Source organism: Agrobacterium sp. 22-226-1 (assembly GCF_053522345.1).
Map to the genome: position 1 here is coordinate 1 of NZ_JBNWCP010000019.1, position 24,071 is coordinate 24,071.

Consider the following 24,071-nt stretch of genomic DNA (forward strand, 5'->3'; position numbering starts at 1 on the left):
GCGGCGGCCGGCCTCCAGAATGCGCGAGGTCGACGAACCGAAAACCCGGTCGTGGTCGGCCTCGATCGCCTGGGTGCGCAGTTTCTGCGCCCGCTCGGCTTCTTCCACCGTCCTGATGCGGGCCGGATATTCGTAAAGCTCGCGCTTCGTCGCATCCGGCATCTGCACCAGCGACGGCGTCATCGTGCCCGGCACCATGCCCGGCGTCTCGAAATTCCAGTCAGCACCCGCACGCTGGCCCGGGACATAGGAAAAACGCCGCGCCCAGTCGTTGATGTGGTTACGATCCGAAGACCCCTGCGCCAGACGCACCGTCCCCTCCCCCTGGGCGGCCGGCGACGGCCCAAGCCAGCCGCTTGCGCTATCGGCCACATGCAGCTTGTGGGAACCGTCCTCATGGCTGAACCAGTAGAACAGGCCGTCCTCTTCAAAGCGGCGCAAAAGATAGTCGAGGTCCGTCTCGTTAAACTGGACGCTGTAATGCTGTGCGGGCGGCGGCGAGATGATGCCCGATGTATCGGGAGCGGGAATGCCGTGTTCGGAAAACAGCGTCTCGACGACCTCGACCGCCGTCCTGTCCATCCAGATGCGGCAATCCGAGCGGCGCGACAGAAGCCACATTTGCGGGCGGAGGGTCAGCGCATAGGAGCGCATGCCGCGTGTGATCGGCGGGCCTTCATGCAGCTCCGTCACCAAGCCGTTGAAGGGGCGGCGAACACCGCCGCCATCGCCCTCGCCCTGGCTGATTTCGATGGAGATATCGACCAGCCGTCCGATCAGTTCCTCGGGCTTGACCGCTTCCTTCTTGGCCCGCACGGTCAGGCGGATGTCGAAGAGCTGCGACACGCCCTCCTCGACGGACAGGCGCTCTGGCAGAAGCTGATCCTCGCCGAGTGGCGAAGACACCTTCAGAACTCGGCTCGCCTGAACGAAATCGGAAAACGAAGGCTGGTCGTTCATGGGATACTCCTAATCAGGACCCGCGGCTGGACTGCAGGGGCCAGAACCAGATCGTTTCCGAATTGTAGTAGCAGGCCGAAGCGCATTGGGTGGCTTCCGAGCCGCCCCGCACAAGATCGATGTGACCGCCGCCGGTGTAGCCGGGGATATTGTTGAACGCCACGACACCGTTGCGAGCGCCGATGCCGTTGCGCGCCGTCGCGGGGGTGAAAGGCTCGGGTTCGCCAAGATAGCTCGTCCGCTTCATCAGGCTGGCAAGGCGGCGCATGTTCACCTCTATGCCCTTACCGGCATAGGGGCCCTTCTGGATGCGGTGCGAGGCGGGCACGATGTTGATGCCCGACTTCACGAAAGCGATGCTGACGCGGATGGCGCAGGTATTGTGATAGTTCGGATTGCCGATGAAATCGTCCCAGCCGATTTCCGTGAACAGATCACGCTGGCTGAGATAGTTCGGATGCGACGGGTCGCTGCTCGGATAATTCTTATAGAGAGTGTCAAAGTTAACGCGCATGGCTCGTCCCACTAGTTACTTTTCTGCTCACAGGGAAAGGAGACCTTGAGCGCCTCCCGCACGAGAGTGGCTGCCTGTTCATCCAGTTTTTCCGCAGGAAGATCGCCGAGATAGGTGTAGATCCGGTCGGTGAGTTCATGGGGCGCCACGGCACCCGCACCGCACCAGTCCGATCCACTTGTCAGATCGGCCACACCGGCGATATAGGCGCTCGATTTTGCGACGGAAACCAGCCGCCGCATTTCCGGATCAGACACTTCCGGGGCAAGTTTGCCCTCGATAGCCTGCTTGAGTTCGGCACCGGAGAATATCCATGTCCGTTCCTCGGCGCCCGCCGGCGAAAGACCGGACAGAGCCAGAACAACCGGCACGGAAACAAAAAACGCATATAGGGAGCGCATGAAAACCCGCCTCGTCCAACGTGGATGAGAAACATCACGACGTGAGCTGCAAAACTGCAATGAAAACGTTCCGGTGCCGGCGAATGCCGGCACCGGGTCGCGTCGCTATCAAGCGGCCTTCGTCGTCGCCAGATCGTAAGAAGCGATCATCGGAGACTGCGGCGAGTTGTTGTCGTCGAACGGCGTGTACTTCACTTCCATCTTGGTGAAGTTGAGCTTGATGGTTTCCACCGGACGGTCACCGCTGGAATCCACCGAGTAGCTGGCGATGAGTGTGTTCGTCAGCAGATACTCGATATAGGTGTTGCCCGGATTGCCCGTGGTCACCAGATGGATGGTTGCGAGCTTGCCAGTGCGGCCGGCGCAGGCTTCCTGGAAAAGCTTGGTGGAAGAAGAATCGCTAACCTTGGTCAGAATGACTTCCGAAATGGTCGGTTCGGATGCTTCGCGGTTTGCAGCAGAACCGGCAGACGTGTTCATGTTGCGCGCTACGTTCCAGTGAATGGCCTCGATGTCCATCCACTTGCGGTGTTCCTCATGCGTGGCGTCGCCCTGGATACCGTCAATCTGCAGATAAATTGGCATGCTGTAAGCTCCTGTAGCTGAAATGACCTCTTGCTTCGAGGCCGCGTTACCCTTCGTTTAATGCCGCATGCGTCGGGTAGCCCCTTCCGACGCGGCAACTTCATCCACCCCACCCTCTTCGGGCGCGGCGAATTCATCTGTTTCCCCAGCCGCTTCGGCACGAATGCCGAACCTGTTTTCACCAAAATCGACAACGATCTTGCCCACGCGTTCTCCCGCGATGACTTTTTCGAGGAAAAAACTGGAAAGAGGCGGCAGGAGATCCTTGCCGATCATGATTTCGATGGCGCGTGCGCCAATTTCACTTGCACCGGCGCGCGCCACCAACGCGTCGCGCGCAGCATCGGAAAGGGTCAGGTCGGCGCCGTATGTTGCAAGAACACGCTCCCTGATCTTGCCGATCTGCATATCCACGATCCTTGCAAGTTCTTCCGCACCGAGCGGCATGAAGGGCAGGATGATCGTGCGCCCGAGGAATGCGGGCTTGAACTGTCTGGTCAGTTCCGGCATCAGCAGCGCTTCCAGCGCCTCGCCTTCCGGCATCGTATCCGGATCGGCGGAGAGCGCGGCCAGCAGCTCTGATCCGGTATTGGCCGTCATGAAGATCGTGGTGTTCTTGAAATCGACATCGCGGCCTTCGCCATCGCGAAGCACGCCCTTGTCGAACACCTGATAGAAAATATCCTGGACGCCGGGATGGGCCTTATCGATCTCATCGAGAAGGAGAACGCCGAACGGCCGGCGGCGAACCGCTTCCGTCAACACGCCGCCTTCGCCGAAACCGACATAACCGGGCGGCGAACCGAGAAGCAGCGAAACCTTGTGCTCCTCCTTGAACTCCGACATGTTGATCGTCGTCAGATGGCTGTTACCGCCATAGAGCAGATCGGCCAGCGACAGCGCCGTCTCGGTCTTTCCCGTTCCGGACATGCCGACGAGGAAGAACACGGCGGGCGGGCGGCGTGGATCGGACAATCCGGCACGGGCGGTGCGCATCGCATCGGCAATGCGGCCGATTGCAGCATCCTGCCCCACGACCCGCTGCCGCATGCGCGCATCCAATGTGCGCGCGCTTTCGATCTGGTCGGCCAGAAGCTTACCGAGCGGAATTCCGGTCCAGCGCGATACGACGGATGCAATCGCTTCACGGTCGACCACCGTCGGTACAAGTCTTTCGACGTTTGCCGGCTTGGTCTCAGCCGCAGGCCGCAGGCGCGACACATTCGACGCGCCGGTTTCAACGGGCTGCTCTTCGCCGAGTTCAGCCATTTCCGCATCGTAACGGCCGCGCAGATCGTCGATCACGCTCTCGAGCTTCTCGACTTCGTCGCGTATCGACTGGATACGGCTTTGCATCTCGTCATCCTGCGGTTCACGCAGAAGCCAGTTCAATTCATCGGTCAGAAGACGCCGCTCGCTTTCCATGGCGCGCAGCCGTTCCGGCAGGGTCTGCCGCGCCAGCGAAACGGCGGCCGCGGCCGTATCGAGAAGGCTGACGGCCTTGTCCGGCAATTGCCGCGCCGGCATGTAACGCGCCGATAATTGCACCGCCGCCACAATCGCCTCGTCACGAACGACAACGTTATGATGGCTGACGAAGCTATCGGCGACACCGCGCAACATGCGGATCGCGGTCGTCTCATCCGGCTCGCGCACATGCACGGGCTGGAAACGACGCGTCAGCGCCGCATCCTTTTCGAAATATTTCTTGTATTCGCTCCAGGTCGTGGCCGCGACGGTGCGCACTTCGCCCCGCGCGAGAGCGGGCTTGAGAATATTGGCCGCATCGCCCTGTCCGGCCGCACCGCCGGCGCCGACAAGCCCATGCGCCTCGTCGATGAACAGGATCACCGGCTCGGCCGAGCGTTTTACCGCATCGATCACGCCATGAAGACGGCGCTCGAACTCGCCCTTCACGCCGGCGCCGGCCTGCAGCAGCGAAATATCGAGGTTCAGCAGGCGGACGTTGCGCAATTTTTCCGGCACATTTCCGGAAGCGATTTCCAGCGCCAGCGCTTCGGCGACCGCCGTTTTGCCAACGCCGGCCTCACCCACCAGAATGGGATTGTTCTGACGACGGCGCGTAAGAATATCAACGAGTTGGCGTAATTCATCATCGCGCCCGATCACCGGATCGACCTTGCCGTTCCGGGCGTCGGCGGTCATGTCCTGGGTGTAAAGGCGCAGAAAATCGTTCTGGCCGGCGGCCGTCGCGGCACCCGCCGCCGCGGCAGGAACCTCTCTTCCGCTGCTGTCTTCAACCGAACTGCGAAGCCGTTCGAGAGCCGCGCGATCCATCGCCTTCAGCGACGGAAATGCCGAGCGGACGAAAGCGCGGAGCGAGGTTTCCTCGTCCATCGCCAGAAGCAGGTCGCAAAGCGTCACGCGGTCGCGCCCGGCCTCCAGCGACGCGAGAACCCATGCCTCACGGCCCGCCGTCAGAATGTTCTGGGAGAGCGACAAAGCCTCGCCATCGCCGATAACGGCCTCTTCCAGGCTGCGACCGATTTCCGCCTGCAATACCGGAAGTGGAATTTTTAATTCCTCGAATGTTTTCGCATAGATGCCGGCATCTACAACCGCCAGCAGCCAATGCGGGATATCCACGTACCTGTGCCCCATACGCACCGCAACGGAAGCCGCTGCTTCAAGGGTGACGCGCAGGTCAGGCTCAAGCGCTTCAACGAGGCGATTGAGATCGATATGCGACATGCAATGAGCCTCCTGCCCGGGTTCATTCCACAACGTGACGTGGAATAACTATGATGATGAAACCGGGTTGTCCACCCCGAAGTTTATTTTTTATCGGGTTAGATCAGGCAGTAGACGCCACAATTTAGACACATTTTGAATAAGTCTGTCTGAGGAATAGCCTTACGTAAGGGAAGTAACTACAAAAAATCCACTACTATTTTCTGGGGATAGACTGCTCTTGAACGCGCCGCAGGTTAAAAGAGATATAGAATTTTTGGGAGATTGCGGACAAAATATCCGCATCGATTCAAGAACGCGTGAAATATACTATAGAATTAAGGATGAAAGAAACCAAGCGCGCACAGAAGAGCGCGCCGCGTCCCCACAGGATAACTTAAAGATCTCCAGTAGCTGGGACAGTGTCAGCAATCTTGGATTGCAGATTATATATTCCGAAAGCAAGGACATAGAAATATTGGCGTGGCTTGCCGAAGCAAGCCTGCGGCTGCGCGGCTTTCCTGGACTGCGAGAAATCTATGAGCTTTGTGGCGATCTTTTTTACAACCACTGGGACTCATTGCGCTCCATCAGCGATGATAATGATGAGGAAAAATTTGCACCTTTTGCGGGATTGAACGGCATCGGCACCGAGGGAACGCTTGTGCAGCCGCTTCGGCTTGCGCCGCTGATCCCCGGAGGGAAATTCGGAGAGCACAGCCTCTGGGATTTCCAGCTGGCGCAGCGACCCAACGAGAGCAAACGGCGCGAAGAACTGTATCGGCTGGCATCGGAAGCGGGCGTTGCCGCCATGTCTTCCCATCTGGCCGAAGTCAACGCCTGCCTCTCCAGCTTCGACGCCATCATGGCGGTTCTTTCCGAACGCTGCGGCCACTCCGCGCCACCCAGCTCCAACATCCGCAACACGCTCATCGAAGCTGCTGCGGCCATTCGCACGCTGGGTGGGCGCGAGCTGGAGCCGGCACCGGTCGAGCAGACGGCAGCCGCAATTCCTGGAACGAACGACAACGGGCAACCGGCGGTACGAACACCCACGACGTCACCGGAAGGCATATCATCACGCGATGAAGCGTTTGAAACTCTTCTTTCGGTTGCGCGTTACTTTCGCCGGACCGAACCGCATTCGCCGATCTCGCTCTCCATCGAAACGCTGGTTCGCAGGGGGCGCATGGATTTTTCCGAACTGCTGGCGGAGCTTCTGCCTGAGGCACAGGCCCGCAATGCAGTTCTGACGGCCGCCGGGATCAAACCCGGCGGAGACAACAACGGAAAATAACGAGGCAAGGGACGGAAACCCCGTCCCCTCACAGTCAGCCATGCCAAGGGGCATCAAGGAGGTTGAAATGGCAAGTGTACACGAAAAGCTGGAACGGGTTCGCAAGCCCCGCGTCCACATCAAATACGAAGTCGAAACCGAAGGCGCGATGGTGGTCAAGGAACTGCCCTTCGTCGTCGGCGTTCTCGGCGATTTCTCGGGCAATCCGACCCAGCCGCTGAAGCCGTTCGGCGAGCGCAAATTCGTTCAGATCGACCGCGACAATTTCGATGAGGTGATGCGCCGCATGACGCCTGGCCTCAACATTGCCGTTGCCAACACGCTGCAGAAAGACGGCACGGACATGCAGGTCAACCTGAAGTTCGAAAGCATGGACGATTTCGAACCCGGCGCCGTCGTGCAGCAGGTTCCTGCCCTCAAGGCGCTTCTGGACGCCCGCAACGAGCTGCGCGACCTGCTTTCCAAGGCCGACCGTTCGGAAGATCTGGAACGGATGCTGGAAGATATTCTGCAGAACAAGACTGATCTCGCAACGCTGGTTTCCGAACTCAAGGAAAAGAACGGCGCGAGCAAATAATCGCCTGTGCGGAGGAAAACCTCCCCGAACGGCCCCGATTGCGGGGCTTCAACTGTTCAAGCGGCATTTTTTCAAAGCCGCATGTGGAAGGACTGAAACATGAGCGCTGAAAGCCTGCTGAAAAACGAAGCACAGGCAACGACCGCCGAAGATCAGGGACTGCTGTCCAAGGTGGTTGCCGCAACCCGCCAGACCGAACCGGACCGCGCGCAAAATCTTCTGCGCACGCTGACAGACCAGGCGCTGAAGGGAACGATCAAATACGACCGCAACCTCACCGTCACCCTCAACCACGCCATTGCCGAACTGGACCGGACAATTTCCGAACAGCTCGCCGCCATCATGCAGGCGCCTGAATTCGCCAAGCTCGAAGGCACCTGGCGCGGGCTCAACTATCTCGTCAAGAATTCCGAAACTAGCGTGAACCTCAAAATCCGCGTCATGAACGCCGGCAAGCGGGAACTGGCGCGCGATCTGGAAAAGGCCGTGGAATTCGATCAGTCGCGCCTCTTCAAGGCGATCTACGAAGACGAATTCGGCACCCCCGGCGGCGAACCGCTCGGCGCGATCATCGGCGATTACGAATTCGACAATTCCTTCGATGACGTACAGCTGCTTCAGGGCGTTTCATCGATTGCGGCGGCGGCTTTCGCACCGTTCATCTCGGCGGCAAGCCCGCAGATGTTCGGCTTCGAAGATTACCGCGATCTCGCCCGTCCGCGCGATCTGGAGAAGATTTTCGATACGGTGGAATATGCCAAGTGGCGCAGCTTCCGCGAAAGCGACGATTCCCGTTTCGTCACGCTCGCTTTGCCGCGTGTTCTGGCGCGCATGCCCTATGGCCCGAAAACCAACCCGATTGACGATTTCGCCTATGACGAAACCAGGGGTGCGGTGAATGGCGACCTGCAGCATGACGAATATTGCTGGATGAACGCCGCCTATGTCATGGGAACGAAGCTGACCGACGCTTTTGCAAAAAGCGGCTGGTGCACTGCGATCCGTGGCGCGGAAAATGGCGGCCGGGTGGAAAATCTGCCCATGCACGTCTTCTCCAGCGATGACGGCGATCTCGATCTCAAATGCCCGACCGAAGTCGGCATTACCGACCGCCGCGACGCCGAGCTGGGCAAGCTCGGCTTCCTGCCGCTCTGCCACTACAAGAACACGGATTATGCGGTGTTCTTCGGCGCCCAGACCGCGCACAAGCCGAAGCTTTACGACAAGCCGGAAGCCACGGCCAACGCCGCCGTTTCGGCCCGCCTGCCCTATATCATGGCCACGTCCCGCTTCGCGCATTACCTCAAGGTGATGGGCCGCGACAAGATCGGCTCCTTCATGGAGGCGTCCGATTGCGAAGTCTGGCTCAACCGCTGGATCGCCAACTATGTCAACGCCAATGACGAGGCGGGCGAGGAAAGCCGGGCGAAATATCCGCTGCGCGATGCCAAGGTGACCGTGCAGGAAGTGCCGGGCAAACCCGGCGCCTACAATGCGGTCGCATGGATGCGGCCCTGGTTGCAGATGGAAGAACTGACGACCTCGCTGCGCATGGTCGCCCGTATTCCGTCCAAGAACTGAACCCGGACCGGGGTGGTCCGCCACCCCGGCCCCGTTCGTCACCCGGAGCCCGCTCATGGCGCATCAGTCCTTTCCGGACGCCCGCATTTTCGCCGACCAGCTCATCGCCCTCATCGACGATGCGCTGACCGGCCAGGTGAACGCCATTCTCCACCACCCTGATTTTCAGGCGATGGAAGCGAGATGGCGCGGGCTTGCCATGGTCGTTCGCGAGGCTGGCCGCGGCGCAGACGTCAAGGTGAAGCTGCTGAACGCCAGCTGGCGCGATCTTGCCCGCAACACCGAACGCGCCACCGACTTCGACCAGAGCCACCTTTTCGAAGTCGTCTATAACCGCGAATTCGGCATGCCGGGCGGCGAGCCGGTCGGCATGCTGATCGGCGACTACGCCTTTTCCCCCGATGATCTTCAGGGCGCCGATTCCATCACCACGCTGTCGCAGATCGGCATGGTGGCTGCGGCCGCCTTCTGCCCCTTCGTCGCGGCGGCAGCACCTTCCGCCGTCGGCCTGCAGGACTTCGCCGAACTCAGCCGGGTTCACGACTTTTCCTCGCTGAAGCAGGATAAATCGCGGCTGCGGTGGAATGCGCTGCGTGCACGCGACGATTCCCGCTTCGTCGGCCTTGTCGCGCCGCGCGTTTTGCTGCGCTCGCCCTACAGGCCCTATGCGCGGGGGCGCGATGACGGATTTCCATTCCGCGAGCATGTGGCGGAAAGCGGCGAGACCCTGTTGTGGGGCAATGCCGCCTTCGCCTTTGCAACCGTGGTGGTGCGCAATTTCGTCGATTCCGGCTGGTTTGCGGATCTGCGCGGTGTGACGCAGGATGCCGTGGATGGCGGCATGCTCTCTTCCCGGCAATTGCCGCCGCTCGATCTCGGCATCGAAAGCAACGGCCTTTCCGCGCAGCCGCCTGTCGAGGTGCAGCTGACGACCGGACAGGAGCAGCAATTTTCCGATCTCGGCATCGTGCCCGTCTCCACCACCTATCTCTCCGGCATGGCGATCTTCAACGCCAACCAGTCCCTGCATGCACCCGGCCATTATTCCAGCGAAGCGGCAAGACAGAACGCCCGCCTCGCGGCCATGCTGCAATATGTGCTGTGCGCCTCCCGGTTCTCGCATTATCTCAAGGTCATCATGCGCGACGATATCGGCCAGCTGAGCGATGCCTCGACGATAGAGCGCAAGCTGGAAGGCTGGCTTTCCTCCTACACGCTCGGCAATGACGATGCGGAAGCGGCGCTGCGCACGCGCTACCCGCTGCGTTCTGCCGGGATCAACGTCTTCGAGGTTCCCGGCAAGCCCGGAACATTCTCCTGCACCGTGCGCCTTCAGCCGCATTTCCAGCTCGATGACGTCTCCACGAGCTTCCACCTCATTGCCGAAACCATGATGCCGCCCGCCGCCGCATCCCGGTCTCCGGCCGAGCCGCAAAGGATACCCGCATGACGCTGCGCGACGATATCTCCCGCCTTCTCGACGATGACCGGCTGCAGGACGCGATCAATCTTGCGCGCGAACACGTCAAGACGAAGCCAACCGACAAGGATGGACGCCATTTCTACATCGACCTGCTAGTCCTTGCCGGCGACTATGAGAAGGCCGATGCGCAATGCAATCTTGCCGCAACATTTTCGCCGCAGGAAAGCGTCGGTTTTTCTCTCTTTCGCCACCAGCTGCGCGCCATGGCCGCACGCAATGCGTGGTTCGAAACCGGCGCGGTGCCGGATTTCCCCGGCGGTCCGTCCGAACTCGATCAGCTGGCCATCCGGGCGAATATCGCAGCGCGCAGCGGCGATGCGGATGCCGCCAGAACCGCACTGGCTGAACTCGATGATAAACGCGGCGATGTGCCGATCGGCCGCAACGGCAAGAGCGCCGGCGATATTCGCGATCTGGACGACCGGATTCCGCATGCGCTGGAGGTGCTGACCAATGGCGGCCGCTACCTCTGGATCGATTACGGTCGCATAGAAAGCCTCGCCATCGACCCGATGAGCCGCCCGCGCGACCTCGCTTTTCGCGGGGCTGAGCTGACGTTGCGCGACGGCGCGGTCGCATCCGTGCTGCTTCCGGCCATTTATCACGGCGCGAAGGACGATGTCGGCCTTCTCCTCGGCCGGGAAACCCGATGGAGCGAGGATGACCAGCCTCTGGCAACCGGGCAAGGCCAGCGCTGCCTGCTGATTGGCGACGATGTGGTGCCGTTCCACGAGATCGGCTCCCTTTCCGCCGCCTCCGACGATGAAAGGCAGATTGCCCGTGGTTGATCCGCTGGAGCAATATCGCGCACGGCAGAGAACGCTGTCGCGCTCCGTTCTGGACCGGCTGCTCGATGACGCGCCGGATGCGGAAACGGATATGCTCGTCAGCCTGAAGGATCAGGCACGCGAGATGCGCGAGGTGATCCGCCGCGATCTCGAGGCATTGCTCAATACCCGCCGTAACCCCGCCGGCCCGCCGGCGGCGCTGAAGGAACTGTCCGACGCGCTGGTGAGCTATGGCGTGGACGGCATTCTTTCGGCCAATCTGGTGACGGATGCCTCCAAGGCGCGGCTCGCACGCAGCATCGAGCGGCGGATTTCCCTGTTCGAAACCCGCCTTGGCGATGTGCATGTGACGATCCTGAAAAACCGCACGGATGGCGACCGGGCGCTTCGCATGCGCATACAGGCAAGTTTCCGGCTTCAGGAAGGCATGCCACCGATCAGCTTTGAGTCCCGGATCGATCCGTCCACACAGCGTTTCCTGGTGGAGGCGACGAATGGCTGACGGCTTCCTCGAAAAATACAATGACGAACTCTTCGCCCTGAGAAAGCGCGCATCGCGTTTTGCGGCGGCGTTTCCAAAGATTGCCGGCAGGCTGCGTATGACGGGCGATGTGGCCGACGATCCGCATGTCGAGCGACTGATCCAGAGCTTCGCCTATTCCGCCGCCCGTGTGCGCCAGAAACTGGACGACGAGTTTCCGGAACTGTCGGACAGCCTCTTGGAAACGCTCTACCCGCATTATCTTGCGCCGATCCCGTCCATGAGCGTGGTTCAGTTCACCCCGAGCACGGCGCTCGCAACCGTGCAGACGCTTCCACGGCACAGCGAAATCCTTGCGGAGCCGGTGGGCGGTGAAAGCTGCCGTTTTCGCACCACGCAGGCGGTGGAGATCGCGCCGCTGCAAATCGCAGCCGCAACGCTTTCCGGCCAGCCGATCGACGCGCCTTTTTCGGCCTCGTTTGCCGGCGCCGCCAGCTGCCTGCGGCTTTCGCTGCGCAGCACGGCGCCGCGCGGCGGCACTTTCCCGGAAATGGGCCTGACGAAACTTCAGATTTTTCTGTCAGCCGCCTGGCAGCAGGCCACGGCGCTTTACGAGCTTTTGAGCAACCACTGCGTGGGCATGGCGCTTGCGCGGCACGCCGAGGACAAGGAAGCCGTTTTCCTGCCCGCCGGCAATCTCACGCCATCCGGCTACACGCGCGATCAGGCCATGTTGCCCTATCCGGCCAACAGCTTTGACGGATACCGGCTTCTCACTGAATTCTTCGCGCTGCCGCAGAAATTTCTCTTTCTCGATATCGACGGGCTGCACAAATGGAGCGGCGGCGACTGCGAACTTTACATCTATCTGGACGCGGCGGACACGCAGCTTGAGCGCATGGTATCGGTCCGGGATTTCGTGCTGAACGCCTCGCCGGTCATCAACCTGTTCAAGCAAAGCTGCGAACCGCTCAGCCTCGATGGCACGCGCACGGAATACCGCCTGCTGCCGGATGCGCGGCGGCAGCGGACCCGCGAAATCTATGCCGTCGAAAACGTTCAACTGACCAGCCGTTCCGGGCAGACCGAAAAGACCTCCCCGTTCTTCGGCCGCACCCAGCGCAACAACGGTGCAAACGTTTTCTGGCAGATACAGCGCCGTTTCGATGACGACGGTTCTTCCGATACGGACATCGCCTTCGTGGATCAGAAGCGCGGACCGCTGGGACCGCTCGACATGGTGGCAAGCATCGATACGCTGTGCATCAATCGCGAGCTGCCAAGCCAGCTTCCCTTTGGCGGCGGCCACCCCTTCCTGCAGCTTTCGACCGGCAACGAGGCTATAAAATCCATCCATGCGCTGATGCCGCCGACGGCGGCGATCCGCGTCAACGAGCGCTCGGCGCGTGAATGGCGGCTGATCTCGCATCTCCTCCTCAACCATCTCTCCCTCACCGACAGCGGCGGCGCGCCGCTGAAGGACATTCTGTCGCTCTATTCCTTCAGGGACAGCCCGGAAACCCGGCAGCTGGTGGAGGCGATCAGCAATGTCGAGGCGCAGAATTCCCATGCCCGGATCGGATCGGCCATGGTGCCGGGAACGGACATCACCGTGGAATTCGATCCCGCGCTGATCGCGCGGCCTGCCGCATTTGTTTTCGCCAATGTCCTCAATCATTTCTTCGGGCTCTACACCTCGATCAACAGTTTCACACGGCTGACGGCGACGATGCGCGGCCACTCCAAACCGATTGCCCGCTGGCCTGCCCGCGCGGCAGATCGGCCGCTGCTCTAGGAGACCGGGATGGAACAGCAGACGCCAACCATGAAAGACCGACAGGCGGCGCTTCTCAGCGACGATCCCGGCCGTTTTGAGCCCGCCACCGCGTTTCGCGTCGCCCAACTCGTTTCGGCAGATGACGGGATTGTCGTCGGCGCTCATGGCGGAACACAGCCAACCCCGCTGGCGATCAGCGGCTTCAACCGCAAACGCGGCCAGGCCGAACTGAAATCCGCCTTCGCCCCCATTGTCGGGCCGCTCGGTTCGCTGCCGCCGGCCTATGGCGAGTTGTTGCAGCGGGAAGAGCGCAATCGCTCCGGCGCGCTGGCAAGCTTCTTCAATCTGTTCGCAGCAAGGTTCAGCGAACTGTTCGTATCCGCGACGGAAAAATACCGCCTCGCAAGGGGATTGCGCTGGTCGGCCGAGCAGAGGGAGAACGGTTTTCGCAAGACCCTGCTTGCACTCACCGGGTTCCGCACAGCCGGTCTGGTGGAAAAGGCAGGCGTGAGCGAAGATGCGCTCCTGCGTTTCAGCGGCCTTCTGGCCGGCCGCAACCGCAATGTTTCGGCCCTGACCTCCATGCTTTGTGAATTCACGGGACTTCCGGTCCATGTCGAACAGTTTCGCCGGCGATGGGTGGCTTTGCCGCTTCACGAACAAAGCCAGCTCGGACAGGCATCCGGTCTGAGGCTCGGACAGAACACGACGGCGGGAAGCGCTGTCGAAGATATGAGCGGCGGTTTCCGGATCGTGATCGGTCCCGTCGCCTATGCGGATTATCTGGCCCTGACGCCCGGATCGAAGCGGCTTGCGGAGATATTTTCGCTGACACGCCTGTTCGTCGGAAGCGCCTTGCATTTCGATGTGCAGGTGATCCTGAAAAAGGAGGACATTCCCTTTTGCCGCCTCGGCCAGTCCGATGCCCCCGCCCGCCTCGGTTGGAATAGCTGGGCTCGTGTGGCGCCCGCAGAAAAAGACAGCGCCGATGCTGTGGTGACCGAGCGGGAAGGCTCGGCGATTTCCGCGTGAGGGCATGGATATGAAGCTTGCACTCAGGGACACACGAAATATCGGAGCCGCAAGAGCCGGTCAGTGGAGCTTCGAGCGCGGCCGCCGCGTCATCGGCCGGTCTCGCGATTGCGACTGGCAGATCGATGACAATGAGCGGCGCGTTTCCAAGCTGCACTGCACGCTCAGCCGCGATGGCGAAGGTTTTACGATCCTTGACCAGAGCGCGAACGGCACGCTGGTCGATGGCCGCCTGCTGCTGGAAGGCGAAAGCGCGCGTCTCCGCGACGGTTCGCAAATCAACATTGGCGGGCAGGTTTTTCAGGTCGCCATCAGCGGCGATGCCGAGCTGGATTTTTCCGATCCCGACGCTTCCCTGCGCATGAGTGACGAGCCGCTGACCATTTCGGCGATCCTTGCCGACATCGCCCCGAACGGTCGCTCGGCCGGCGGCGTGATGGGCAACACCGCCTCCGCCGACGACTGGTCCGAAACATGGCGCGAAGGCGCGAAGCGGAAGGCGAAATCCATTTCGCGAAATGTCGAGATCGGCTGGAGCGAGCCGCCCGCGACGCGCGGAATAGGCGCCGTTCTGCCTGATAACTGGGACGAGGAGCCGGTTGCAAGCAGCGAGCACGAACATACCGACGCACTGAACACGCCGGTCATGATCTCTCGTCCGGTTTCGGCCTCAGGTAACGAGGATTTCGACAGCGTTTTCCCGGAAGCAGGCGAAGACCTGACCGTGGAGAACGCATCAACTGCTGCTGCTTCGACCGCGCAGGAGATCGGCGATCTTCTGACCGCGCTGGAGCAGGAAAGCGCCGATTGTCTGGCCATTCTCGACATTGAAGGCGAGCGCACCGGCCACGGCTCGTCAGCCTCCCTGAGCGAGCGGATGGAAACGCTCATCCGCCAGCAGCGGCGGCTCGCCGCCTCGCTTGAGACCCTGATCCACGGCTGCACGCAAAAACTCGAGCCGAGGCTTCTGGAAGCCTCCGTCGATGCCAGCAACGATCTCCGTGCGAAAATCGAGCGTCGCGACTGGCAGGGGCTGATCATGAAGACCGACTACTGGTCCACTTACAAAAAGCAATTTGAGGAAAACGGCCGTCCATTGCCAGTCAGGCAGTTCCTGCAGCGGGCAGCGCGCGGTGAAGCCGCGCCCACGCAGGAACCTGACGCGATAACAGCCGATGCTAAGGGGGTAAACAACCACGATGAGACATGAGAACCGTGTTGCCTGGAGCGAGGGCATGTTTCTTCGCGTCCAGCATTTTCAGCAATCCGACCGCTGGACCGAACGGCTGGTGCGCAACACCACGCGCAACCTCTCGCCTTACCCGTGGGGCATCGCCGAAATCGGCGTGGACCGCAGCGCGCTGTCGATAGGGCAATTCGCCCTGTCGAACCTGCGCGGCGTACTTCCCGATGGAACGCCTTTCGAGGCGCCGGAGGATTCCGACCTTCCGCCGCCGCTCGATCTCGACGAAAGCGTCAAGAACGCCGTCATCTATCTCGCCCTGCCGGCAAGGCAGCCGGGCAAGGCCGATATGTCTGCCAGCGGCCGCAACGATGCGAACAATGTGCGCTTCACCGCCTCCAGCTATGAGGTCTCCGACACCAATATCGAGACGGATTTCGTGGCCCCCATCGATGTCGGCCGTCTCAGCCTGAAATTCCTGAAAACCGGCGACGATCTTTCCGGTTACGATCTCATCGGTCTTGCAAGGGTCATCGAGGTCCGCTCCGATCGCGCGGTCATTCTGGACCCGGATTTCATTCCTCCGAGCCTCAGCTGCGCGGCGGCGCCCCGCCTCAACGAATTGCTGACGGAGCTTCTGGGGATCGTTCGCCACCGCGCCCAGGCGATTGCCGAACGCATCGGCGATCCGACGATCAGGGGAACGGCGGAAGTGGGCGATTATTTCCTGCTGCAAATCCTCAACCGGGCCGATCCGCTGCTGGCGCATCGCTGCGCCAACGCCACGCGTTTTCACCCCATCCGTTTTTACGAAGACTGCATCCAGCTTGCCGGCGAGCTTGCAACCTTCACCACGGACAAAAAGCGCGCGACGGATTTCCCGCCCTATCGGCACGAGGACTTGAAAGCCACCTTCGGGGCGGTTTTCGACGATCTGCGCACATCGCTGTCAGCGGTTCTGGAACAAGCAGCCGTTGCGATCGAGCTGGTGGAGCGTCGCCACGGCGTCCGCGTCGGCACCATCCACGACCGCACGCTGCTGCGCGATGCCGGCTTCGTGCTTGCCGTGCGCGCGGACATGGCCGCCGAAGACATTCGCCGCCGCCTGCCGGCACAGATCAAGGTCGGGCCGGTGGAGCGGATTTCCGAACTGGTCAATGTGGCGCTGCCCGGCATTCCCGTGCGCTCCCTGCCGGTCCTGCCGCGGCAGTTGCCCTATCGGTCCGGTACCGTCTATTTCGAGATCGACACGCAATCACCCCTCTGGAAGCAGCTTGAGACCTCCGGCGCGATTGCCCTGCATCTGGCGGGCGAGTTCCCCGGGCTTGAGATGGAAATGTGGGCGTTACGCGAATGAGCAAGGAAAACCCCTCCTCCTGGCAGGATTTGCCGACGGTGGTCGAAATCACCGAGGAAAGCCGCCGACGCAACCAGAACGCCCGCAACATGGCGGCAATCCTCGAAGATATTGTCGAGACCGACGCCCCGGCCGGGCGGCCGAAGGCAGGCGCGGCCGCCATGCCGGTCGATCAGCTGCTCTCCGGTTTCCATTTCGGCGGCGGCGATGTGCCGACGCTCGTGCAATCGGCCGCTCCTCTCCTCAACCTCGCGCATCTCCTGCGCTTCAGCGATGCCGAGCCGGATTCCGATCAGCTTCGCCGCGCCTGCATTGAGGCGATCACCCGCTACGAGCGCGATCTCGCTTCCGCCCGCATCAGCCCCGAGCGGGCAAGGGCGGCGCATTATGTCGTCTGCGCCACGGTGGATGATGTGGTTCTCAGCAAACCCTGGGGCGTGCGGGCAGGCTGGGCGCGCTCCGGCCTTGTCTCCACCTTCCACAACGATGTCACCGGCGGCGACCGGGTTTTCGACATTCTCGACCATTTCCATCAATCGCCCGGCGCCAGCAAGGATCTGCTGCTGCTGATCTATCTGTGCCTGTCGCTGGCTTTCGAAGGGCGCACCCGCGTTTCGCCAAAGGGTGCGCTGGAGCTCTCACGCATCCGCGACAGCCTCTACAAGACGCTGATCGGCCAATATGGCACTTTTGAGCGGGAGCTTTCGCCGCACTGGAAAGGCGTGGAAGCCCGTCATACGCCATTGCGCACGATGGCTGCGCTGTGGACCCTGCTGTCCCTGATGGCGCTTGCCTTCGCGCTTGGTTATCTCTTCTTCACGCTGTCGCTCAACAACGCATCCGATGTCACTTTCGAGAGGCTCGCCCATCTGCCGCCGAACGAGACGCCCAGCGTGCTGATCGCAAGCCCGCCCCAGCCACCGGCGCAGGTCGAAACGCCCAAGGTCGTGGAACCGCCGAAGACGGTGGAGCCACGACAACCCTCCCGGCTTGAAAAGCTGATGGCCTTCCTTCAGCCGGAAGTCGAAAAGAAGCTTGTCACGCTGGCGGATGTGAATGGGCGGCTGCGCATTCGCATCAACAATTCGGGCCTGTTCTCCACCGGCAGCGCCGATGTTAGCCCCCAGTTCCGCGATCTCATCCAGCGTATCGGCGGCGCGCTTGCGGCTGAGAAATTCCGCGCCGTCGTCATCGGCTATACCGATACCGTGCCGATCAAGACGGTAGAATTTCCGTCGAACTGGCACCTTTCCGAAGCCCGCGCCAAGGCGGTCGGGGACATTCTTTCACAATTCACCGGCCCAGAAGCGATCCTGACGGAAGGCCGTGCCGACAGCGACCCGATCGCCGACAACAAAACGGAGGAAGGCCGCCAGATCAACCGCAGAACGGAAATCATGGTCCTGACCAATCCCGATGAAAAACTGAGCGACGCCGGCATTCTCTCGCCGACCATCCAGAACAGTTCGGGACAGCAGCCGCAAGAGGCACATCCATGAATCCATTGAGCTATTTTTATACGATCCGATCCTATGTCGAGAGCTATGCCGCTCTCATCGGCCGCCGTTTCCTGTCGCTGTTATGGGTGGTCGCGCTCTGCATCGTCATCTGGTTTTACGGCTATCTGGTCGCGCTGGGCGATTTCAAGCCATTGGGAACGACGCAGGCCCGGCTCATCGCCATCGGCATCGTTCTCGCCATATGGCTGATTTATATCGCCGTCACCATTTATCGCGGCCGCAAGCAGGACAAGGAACTTGTCGACAGTATCGAGCGCGAGGCTCTGGCCAACCGCCAGGCCGAAGTCGGCGAGATCCAGATGCGTCTCAAGGAAGCGCTGGCGCTGCTGCGGCGGGTCACGAAAAAGCGTTTCGGTTATATTTACGATCTTCCCTGGTACGTGATCTTCGGCGCACCCGGCTCCGGCAAGACAACGGCGCTCACCAATTCCGGCCTGCAATTTCCGCTTGGCGATGCGCTCGGCGAAAACGCGGTGAAGGGCATCGGCGGCACACGCAACTGCAACTGGTGGTTCGCCGATGAGGCGATATTGATCGATACCGCCGGCCGTTACACCACACAGGACGACCTCGATGGCTCCTCGAAGGCCGGCTGGGAAGGATTCCTCGGCCTTCTGAGACGGTATCGTCGCTCGCAGCCGATCAACGGCGCGCTGGTGACATTGTCCATCCCCGATCTTCTCACCCGCGATCCCGAGGAACAGCGACAGGAACTGCGCTCCATCCGCCAGCGGCTTTCGGAACTGGACGAATATCTGCACGCCCGCGTTCCAGTCTATATCGTGCTGACCAAGGCCGATCTGCTACATGGTTTCGTGGAATTCTTCGACGGTTTCAACAAGACCGACCGCCAGCAGGTGTGGGGCACCACCTTCAAGCTGGATGAGAGCTATACCGCCGAAAACCTGCCGCAACGCCTGACGGAAGAGTTCGAACTGCTGCAACAGCGGGTCGATGCGATGCTGATCGAGCGCTTGCAGCAGGAGCAGAATGCCGAGACGCGCGGGCGCATCTTCCGCTTCCCCGCCGAACTCGCGCGGTTGAAAGACCGGCTCCATGAGGCCCTGACCGAACTTTGCGCACGGTCCCCGCTGATCGAAGCACCGCTTTTGCGTGGCGTTTATCTTGCTTCGGGAACGCAGCCGGAAACGGAAAGGTCTCCCGCAGCGGCCAGAACCCGCCGAAGCTACTTCCTGTCGCGGCTGTTCAAGGATGTCATCTTCCCCGAAGCCGCGCTGGTGATGCGCGACAAGCGCCTTTCCGGACGGCAATTGCTGGTGCGGCGCATCGCCTATGGTGTTTCGACCGCAGCAGTCGCCATCGTCTTCACCGGCTGGATTTTCACCTATTTCGCCAATACGCAGGCGCTTGCCGAAGCGGATCGCAAACTTGGCGCTTATGAACAACTCGTTCAGGGCATTCCCGTACGCGATGTTTCCGACGCCGATTTTCTCCGCATCCTTCCGGCGCTCGACAATCTGCGCGACGTCAATTCCGGCTTTGCCCGCGAGAGAGTGTGGAATGTCAGCTTCGGGCTCGATCAGGAAGACAAGATCGCCGGACGGCAGCGTGACGCCTATCAACGCGCGCTCAATGCCCTGCTCCTGCCGCGCATGATCGTGCAGCTGCAGAAACAGCTGAAGGATGAAAAGGATGTCACGCGCACCTTCAATTCGCTGAAGCTCTATGGAATGCTCGGCGGCATGGGTGCGCTGGACCCCGATTTCCTGACCGTGCAGACACACCAGATGTTCGCATCCCTCTATCCCGGCGATGGAAGGGCGGCGGCGAGAGAAGCGCTCGACCGGCATGCGAAAGCGCTCGCGGACGGCGTGCTCGCCCCGATTGAGCTCGACGCACGGCTCATCGCCACCGCCCGTGAAACCATTCGCAACCAGGCTGTCGGCACGCGCGCCTATGATATTCTCGCCGGTCTTCCGCAGGCGCGGGAACTGATGGAATGGACACCAGCCACGGCCTTCGGCCCGCTGGGAGAGCGCGCCTTCGAGCGGCGCAGCAAAGCGCCGATGGCGGAAGGCATCGAAGGTCTTTTCACGGCGGAGGGATATCGCAGCGTCGTCATTCCGCAGGTTGCCCATGCGGCACGCATCGCACTTTCCGAAGGATGGGTGCGCGGTTCCGATGATGCCATAAGAGGTGCCACGGTCGAGCAGGTGGCGCAGGCCGCGCTGCAAATCTATTTCGACCGTTTCGAGAAAAAATGGGCCGATACGCTGGCCGACCTTCGGGTCAAGCCGTCCCAAACCCTTGGCGACGCGGTGGAAACGACCCGCGCGCTTGCCAATGAGCGCAATATCGTGGTGGAGGCTGCCAGATCGATCGCGGAGGCGACCGATCTGCGCCCCGGGGCAAACCCCGCCGCCCTCGCCTCCGCCGCAGAAGGTGACGCAACCGCGGCCGTTCTGGCCGCCACGGTAAACGCGGCCGATCCCTATGCGAGACTGCGCGACATGCTGGCGGCGAAAGGGACAGCCACAACGGGCGAGCAGGCCAATGGCGGCAAGGCCGGTGGCTCGCCATCGGAACAGTTGCTCGCGCATTTCAAGATGCTGAACGAGCAGCTTGCCCGTTCGGCAACCACCTCCGACGAGGTCGCCAAGGTGTTCGACGTGGATAGTCAACTCACCAAGGCCAATCAGGATCTGCTGCAGCAGGCCCGTGAATTGCCGGCGCCCCTCGATGTGTGGGTGGCGGGTGTGGCGGCGGATGTCGGCTCGCTTGCGGTCAAATCCGCCCGCAGCCGCATTGCGGAACTCTGGGCGGCCGATGCGGCATCGCTGTGCTCTTCGATCGTGACCGGCCGTTATCCTTTCGACAGGTCATCTTCCCGCGATGTCGCCATCGCGGATTTCACCCGTCTCTTTGGGCCGACCGGTGTTTTCCAGTCCTTCTTCAAACAGCGAATGGAAGCCTTTGTCGACAAGACCACCAACCCCTGGAGCTGGAAAGGCACCTTCGGCGCGGCCGGCATTCCAAGCAGCGCCGTCGCCCAGTTCGAGAATGCCGACAAGATTTCGCGCGCCTTTTTCCCGAATGGCAGCGAGACGCCGGCGGTGTCGATCAATGTCAAACCCGTTTCGCTCACCAACGCTTCCAGCGCAGTGATGCTGGAAATCGAGGGCGAGCGGGTGGTTTATTATCACGGCCCCATTCAGGCGAAATCGATCACCTGGCCGTCGCGTGAAAACACGGCGAGCCTGTCGCGCATCGCCTTCCAGCCGGGCGGCTGGCAGCAGGCGAAAACCGAAAACGGCGACTGGTCGCCATTCCGGCTGTTCGACGGCGCCGATATCGAAAACCAGTCGGGTGATCTGCTGCGGGTGCGATTTGCGAATGGCGCTCAGGCTGCCGAATTCGATATTCAGTTCGGCTCCGTTCTCAACCCGTTCAGGCTGGATGCCATCGCCGGCTTTGCCTGCCCCGCGCAATTTTAGCGGCGGGGCGGCGCACCGTTTTTTCAAGGAGGGGATTATGATGAAAGCAACGACGAAAAGCACCGCGGTCAATAACGACTGATGGCCAATCAGGCATCGAGGCCCGCGGAAACCGCAGCGGAAAGCGACCGCATCGGCTTCTTCGGCAAGGTCCCCAGCCATGGCGACTTCATCTCCGACGGGCTTGAACGGGAGCTGATCGGGACATTTGACGACTGGATGCGATCCGGCCTGCACGCCTGCGCGGACCTGTTTTCGGGCCGATGGCCCGAAATATTCACGTCATCGCCGCCCATACGCTTCATCATCGAAAGCGGCATATGGGGAAACTGCGCCTATGCCGGCGTGCTGGTGCCCAGTGCAGACCGGGTGGGACGCAAATATCCGCTTGCCATCATTGCCCAGCTCAATAGCTTCCGGAAACATCCGAGAACGCTCTATCTCGACGACACCTGGTTCATGGCCGCCGAGGCGCTGGCCGAAACATCCATGACAGGCGATTTCGACATGTCCCGGTTTAACACCTCCGTTAAAAAACTGCGCCTGCCGAAACCCCGGGAAGAGGATGACGCCCCGGAAATGGTGCGCAGCCGCGCGCCGACGAGCCTCTGGTGGCGCATCGATCCCGTCAGCCGCCGCGCCCGCGGTCTCAAATTCGACGGCAAACCGAAAGCTTCCGATTTCCTGCGCCTCTTCAGCGACATGGCAGGCAAGGGCGAAGAGAACGGCTCGACACCCGTACAGACGCAGGAAAGTGCGAGACAAAAAACTCCGCCCGTAATGACGCCCGCGCCCGCACCGCCAACGGAACAGCCGTCACCGGTCATCTATAGCTATGCCACGCACCCGGGAACACGGCTCTCCCTGAACGCGGATTCGCTCTTCGTTTCCCAGACCCCTGCCCTCTTCGCCATAGCAGATGGACAGGGCGACACGCACAGCGCCGTGGAAGCCGCACGTCTGGCCACAAATATTCTTGCCGAGACGCCCGATGCCGAAAGCCCCGAGGTGATGGCGCAGCAGATCAGGGGAAAGCTCGGCACCGTCAACAGCCTGCTTCTTTCCCGGCAAACCATGGGCGCTGACGGCAGGCCGATGGCAAGCGTCATCATCGCCTCCATTATCGGCCGCAGGTTGAGCGTCCTGTGGTCCGGCGACGCGCGCGCCTATCTCCTGAAAAACGGAACCATGCATCAGCTTTCGCGCGATCACGTCGTTGTCGGCATGAAAAGGCAGCTCGCGCAATGTGTCGGCCTTTCCCAGCAGTTCCGCCCGGACATCGTCGGAGAAGACTGGGGTTCGCAGGACAGGCTGCTCCTGTGCAGCTATCCGCTGGTACAAATCCTGAAGGAGCGGGCCATTGCCGAGATTGTCGGTAACACCCCGATCAAAGACTGCGCCAGTGCCCTGATCCAGGAAGCATTGATCGAGGACGCACGCGAGAATGTCAGCGCCATCGTGATTGGAAACCGGCTTGAGCAAGGGTAAACAACCGGGCGACGGGCCTGCCTATCCGCAGGTTGCAGAGCGCTTTTCCGATCTGTGGCAAACCATCCGCCATGACGGCACGCGGGAAAGGCCAGCCGAAGAACAGAAAGACCTGATCGATCAGGTCAGAAATGCACTGGACCGGAAAATATCGCATTTTTCCGATGCGAAACCCGGCTGGATCGCCGACAGTTTTGCCCTTGAACGGATCGCCTACGAAAGCGAAAACACGCTGCTGCTGCAAATGCGGCACCGCGATCTCGGCTCCCTTCACGCCCTGAAAACCACACCGCCGGCGTTGAGAAACGACGCGGCGCTGCTGCAAAGATTACGCGAGGAGGCGCAGGTCGGCCTGACATTGCGCCATCCTTGCCTGGTGGAAACATCGGCGCTGCTGAGACTGGCCGATGGCCGGCCGGGCCTGTTGCAACCATGGTTCCCGCAATCATTGGCGTCGCTTGCATCGCAGCGGCCGGTTAGCGCGCCGCAGGCGATCACAATCCTTCGCCGCCTGCTGGAAGGGCTGAGCGCCATGCATGCACGGGGGTACGTCCACTGCGATGTCACGCCAGCCAATATTCTGCTGGAGGGCGGCGATTTCGAAACGGGCAGGCTTGGCGATTTCGGCATTGCGCTGGAGATCGGCCAAAAACACGCCGACCGAGGTATGAGCTTTGCCGCCTCGCGTGAATTTGCAGCACCGGAACGGATGCGGGACGCAACCGCAAAGCCGGATCAGGATATATTCTCCGTGGGGCGGCTTGCCCGGCGGCTTAGCGCTACGGATGAGATACTAACAACGCAAAGGCTGGCGGATTTTACGGATGCCTGTTGCCAGGACGAACCCGCGTCGCGACCGCAATCGGCGATGGAAGCGCTACAGCTTCTGTAGCGCTTCATT

At 61.2% G+C, this 24,071-nt stretch carries 19 protein-coding genes; 14 read left to right on the forward strand and 5 right to left on the reverse strand.

All coding sequences use genetic code 11. The annotated features are described in order from the left end of the window. The 5 genes from tssI to tssH all read right to left on the reverse strand — a co-directional run. The coding region (gene tssI / locus ACQZ5K_RS23510) for a type VI secretion system tip protein TssI/VgrG (RefSeq protein ID WP_448741600.1) at positions 1–960 on the reverse strand (960 nt) is incomplete at its 3' end. Between the two features lie 13 nt (positions 961–973). Continuing rightward, complete coding sequence (locus tag ACQZ5K_RS23515; RefSeq protein ID WP_059761067.1) at positions 974–1,474, reverse strand: type VI secretion system amidase effector protein Tae4; 501 nt, start codon at positions 1,472–1,474, stop codon at positions 974–976. Positions 1,475–1,485: 11 nt separating this feature from the next. Further along, the gene (locus ACQZ5K_RS23520) at positions 1,486–1,875 is read right to left on the reverse strand and encodes a Rap1a/Tai family immunity protein (RefSeq protein WP_059761069.1); all 390 of its coding nucleotides are present in this window, start codon (positions 1,873–1,875) and stop codon (positions 1,486–1,488) included. A 108-nt stretch (positions 1,876–1,983) separates the two neighbouring features. After that, positions 1,984–2,460: an Hcp family type VI secretion system effector gene (locus ACQZ5K_RS23525; RefSeq protein ID WP_003504561.1), complete on the reverse strand. Its 477-nt coding sequence runs from the start codon at positions 2,458–2,460 to the stop codon at positions 1,984–1,986. Positions 2,461–2,517: 57 nt separating this feature from the next. Then, complete coding sequence (gene tssH / locus ACQZ5K_RS23530; protein ID WP_448741601.1) at positions 2,518–5,172, reverse strand: type VI secretion system ATPase TssH; 2,655 nt, start codon at positions 5,170–5,172, stop codon at positions 2,518–2,520. A gap of 220 nt (positions 5,173–5,392) precedes the next feature. Here tssH and tssA point away from each other — a divergent pair, with 220 nt between their 5' ends. From tssA to ACQZ5K_RS23600, 14 genes are all read left to right on the forward strand, one after another. Continuing rightward, a complete protein-coding gene (gene tssA, locus ACQZ5K_RS23535; protein ID WP_137005460.1) occupies positions 5,393–6,448 on the forward strand; it encodes a type VI secretion system protein TssA in 1,056 nt (351 codons plus the stop codon). 67 nt (positions 6,449–6,515) lie between these two features. Further along, positions 6,516–7,025 carry a type VI secretion system contractile sheath small subunit gene (tssB, locus tag ACQZ5K_RS23540; RefSeq protein ID WP_035263819.1) on the forward strand — a complete coding sequence of 170 codons (510 nt, stop codon included), beginning with the start codon at positions 6,516–6,518 and terminating at the stop codon, positions 7,023–7,025. Positions 7,026–7,124: 99 nt separating this feature from the next. Continuing rightward, complete coding sequence (gene tssC, locus ACQZ5K_RS23545; protein ID WP_448741602.1) at positions 7,125–8,606, forward strand: type VI secretion system contractile sheath large subunit; 1,482 nt, start codon at positions 7,125–7,127, stop codon at positions 8,604–8,606. A gap of 55 nt (positions 8,607–8,661) precedes the next feature. Beyond that, positions 8,662–10,056 carry a type VI secretion system contractile sheath large subunit gene (gene tssC, locus ACQZ5K_RS23550; protein WP_448741603.1) on the forward strand — a complete coding sequence of 465 codons (1,395 nt, stop codon included), beginning with the start codon at positions 8,662–8,664 and terminating at the stop codon, positions 10,054–10,056. After that, positions 10,053–10,877 (forward strand): type VI secretion system accessory protein TagJ, encoded by an 825-nt coding sequence (locus ACQZ5K_RS23555; RefSeq protein WP_080820400.1) that lies wholly within the window; start codon positions 10,053–10,055, stop codon positions 10,875–10,877. The genes tssC (ACQZ5K_RS23550) and ACQZ5K_RS23555 overlap by 4 nt, the downstream gene beginning before the upstream one ends. Beyond that, a complete protein-coding gene (gene tssE, locus ACQZ5K_RS23560; RefSeq protein ID WP_080821059.1) occupies positions 10,870–11,379 on the forward strand; it encodes a type VI secretion system baseplate subunit TssE in 510 nt (169 codons plus the stop codon). Before ACQZ5K_RS23555 ends, tssE begins: the two co-directional genes overlap by 8 nt. After that, the gene (tssF, locus tag ACQZ5K_RS23565) at positions 11,372–13,153 is read left to right on the forward strand and encodes a type VI secretion system baseplate subunit TssF (protein ID WP_080820398.1); all 1,782 of its coding nucleotides are present in this window, start codon (positions 11,372–11,374) and stop codon (positions 13,151–13,153) included. The genes tssE and tssF overlap by 8 nt, the downstream gene beginning before the upstream one ends. A 9-nt stretch (positions 13,154–13,162) precedes the next feature. Then, the gene (tssG, locus tag ACQZ5K_RS23570) at positions 13,163–14,167 is read left to right on the forward strand and encodes a type VI secretion system baseplate subunit TssG (protein ID WP_137005459.1); all 1,005 of its coding nucleotides are present in this window, start codon (positions 13,163–13,165) and stop codon (positions 14,165–14,167) included. 4 nt (positions 14,168–14,171) lie between these two features. Continuing rightward, positions 14,172–15,377 carry a type VI secretion system-associated FHA domain protein gene (locus ACQZ5K_RS23575; protein WP_167857100.1) on the forward strand — a complete coding sequence of 402 codons (1,206 nt, stop codon included), beginning with the start codon at positions 14,172–14,174 and terminating at the stop codon, positions 15,375–15,377. Further along, positions 15,367–16,707, forward strand: a complete 1,341-nt coding sequence (gene tssK, locus ACQZ5K_RS23580) for a type VI secretion system baseplate subunit TssK (RefSeq protein ID WP_059761087.1) — start codon at positions 15,367–15,369, stop codon at positions 16,705–16,707. The genes ACQZ5K_RS23575 and tssK overlap by 11 nt, the downstream gene beginning before the upstream one ends. Next, entirely contained in the window at positions 16,704–18,206 is a 1,503-nt protein-coding gene (gene tssL, locus ACQZ5K_RS23585; protein WP_137005456.1) for a type VI secretion system protein TssL, long form, read from the forward strand. The genes tssK and tssL overlap by 4 nt, the downstream gene beginning before the upstream one ends. Beyond that, positions 18,203–21,682 carry a type VI secretion system membrane subunit TssM gene (gene tssM / locus ACQZ5K_RS23590; RefSeq protein ID WP_137005455.1) on the forward strand — a complete coding sequence of 1,160 codons (3,480 nt, stop codon included), beginning with the start codon at positions 18,203–18,205 and terminating at the stop codon, positions 21,680–21,682. The genes tssL and tssM overlap by 4 nt, the downstream gene beginning before the upstream one ends. An 81-nt stretch (positions 21,683–21,763) precedes the next feature. Next, a complete protein-coding gene (tagF, locus tag ACQZ5K_RS23595; protein WP_137005454.1) occupies positions 21,764–23,170 on the forward strand; it encodes a type VI secretion system-associated protein TagF in 1,407 nt (468 codons plus the stop codon). Next, positions 23,157–24,062, forward strand: a complete 906-nt coding sequence (locus ACQZ5K_RS23600; RefSeq protein ID WP_448741604.1) for a protein kinase domain-containing protein — start codon at positions 23,157–23,159, stop codon at positions 24,060–24,062. The genes tagF and ACQZ5K_RS23600 overlap by 14 nt, the downstream gene beginning before the upstream one ends. The last annotated feature ends 9 nt before the right edge of the window (positions 24,063–24,071 follow it).

What these genes read in the sequence shown, in the direction of transcription:
- ACQZ5K_RS23515 (WP_059761067.1), bottom strand. Translation starts at nt 1,474, where the DNA reads ATGCGCGTTAACTTTGACACTCTCTATAAGAATTATCCGAGCAGCGAC.
- ACQZ5K_RS23520 (WP_059761069.1), bottom strand. Translation starts at nt 1,875, where the DNA reads ATGCGCTCCCTATATGCGTTTTTTGTTTCCGTGCCGGTTGTTCTGGCT.
- ACQZ5K_RS23525 (WP_003504561.1), bottom strand. Translation starts at nt 2,460, where the DNA reads ATGCCAATTTATCTGCAGATTGACGGTATCCAGGGCGACGCCACGCAT.
- tssH (WP_448741601.1), bottom strand. Translation starts at nt 5,172, where the DNA reads ATGTCGCATATCGATCTCAATCGCCTCGTTGAAGCGCTTGAGCCTGAC.
- tssB (WP_035263819.1), top strand. Translation starts at nt 6,516, where the DNA reads ATGGCAAGTGTACACGAAAAGCTGGAACGGGTTCGCAAGCCCCGCGTC.
- tssC (WP_448741602.1), top strand. Translation starts at nt 7,125, where the DNA reads ATGAGCGCTGAAAGCCTGCTGAAAAACGAAGCACAGGCAACGACCGCC.
- tssC (WP_448741603.1), top strand. Translation starts at nt 8,662, where the DNA reads ATGGCGCATCAGTCCTTTCCGGACGCCCGCATTTTCGCCGACCAGCTC.
- ACQZ5K_RS23555 (WP_080820400.1), top strand. Translation starts at nt 10,053, where the DNA reads ATGACGCTGCGCGACGATATCTCCCGCCTTCTCGACGATGACCGGCTG.
- tssF (WP_080820398.1), top strand. Translation starts at nt 11,372, where the DNA reads ATGGCTGACGGCTTCCTCGAAAAATACAATGACGAACTCTTCGCCCTG.
- tssG (WP_137005459.1), top strand. Translation starts at nt 13,163, where the DNA reads ATGGAACAGCAGACGCCAACCATGAAAGACCGACAGGCGGCGCTTCTC.
- ACQZ5K_RS23575 (WP_167857100.1), top strand. Translation starts at nt 14,172, where the DNA reads ATGGATATGAAGCTTGCACTCAGGGACACACGAAATATCGGAGCCGCA.
- tssK (WP_059761087.1), top strand. Translation starts at nt 15,367, where the DNA reads ATGAGACATGAGAACCGTGTTGCCTGGAGCGAGGGCATGTTTCTTCGC.
- tssL (WP_137005456.1), top strand. Translation starts at nt 16,704, where the DNA reads ATGAGCAAGGAAAACCCCTCCTCCTGGCAGGATTTGCCGACGGTGGTC.
- tssM (WP_137005455.1), top strand. Translation starts at nt 18,203, where the DNA reads ATGAATCCATTGAGCTATTTTTATACGATCCGATCCTATGTCGAGAGC.
- tagF (WP_137005454.1), top strand. Translation starts at nt 21,764, where the DNA reads ATGGCCAATCAGGCATCGAGGCCCGCGGAAACCGCAGCGGAAAGCGAC.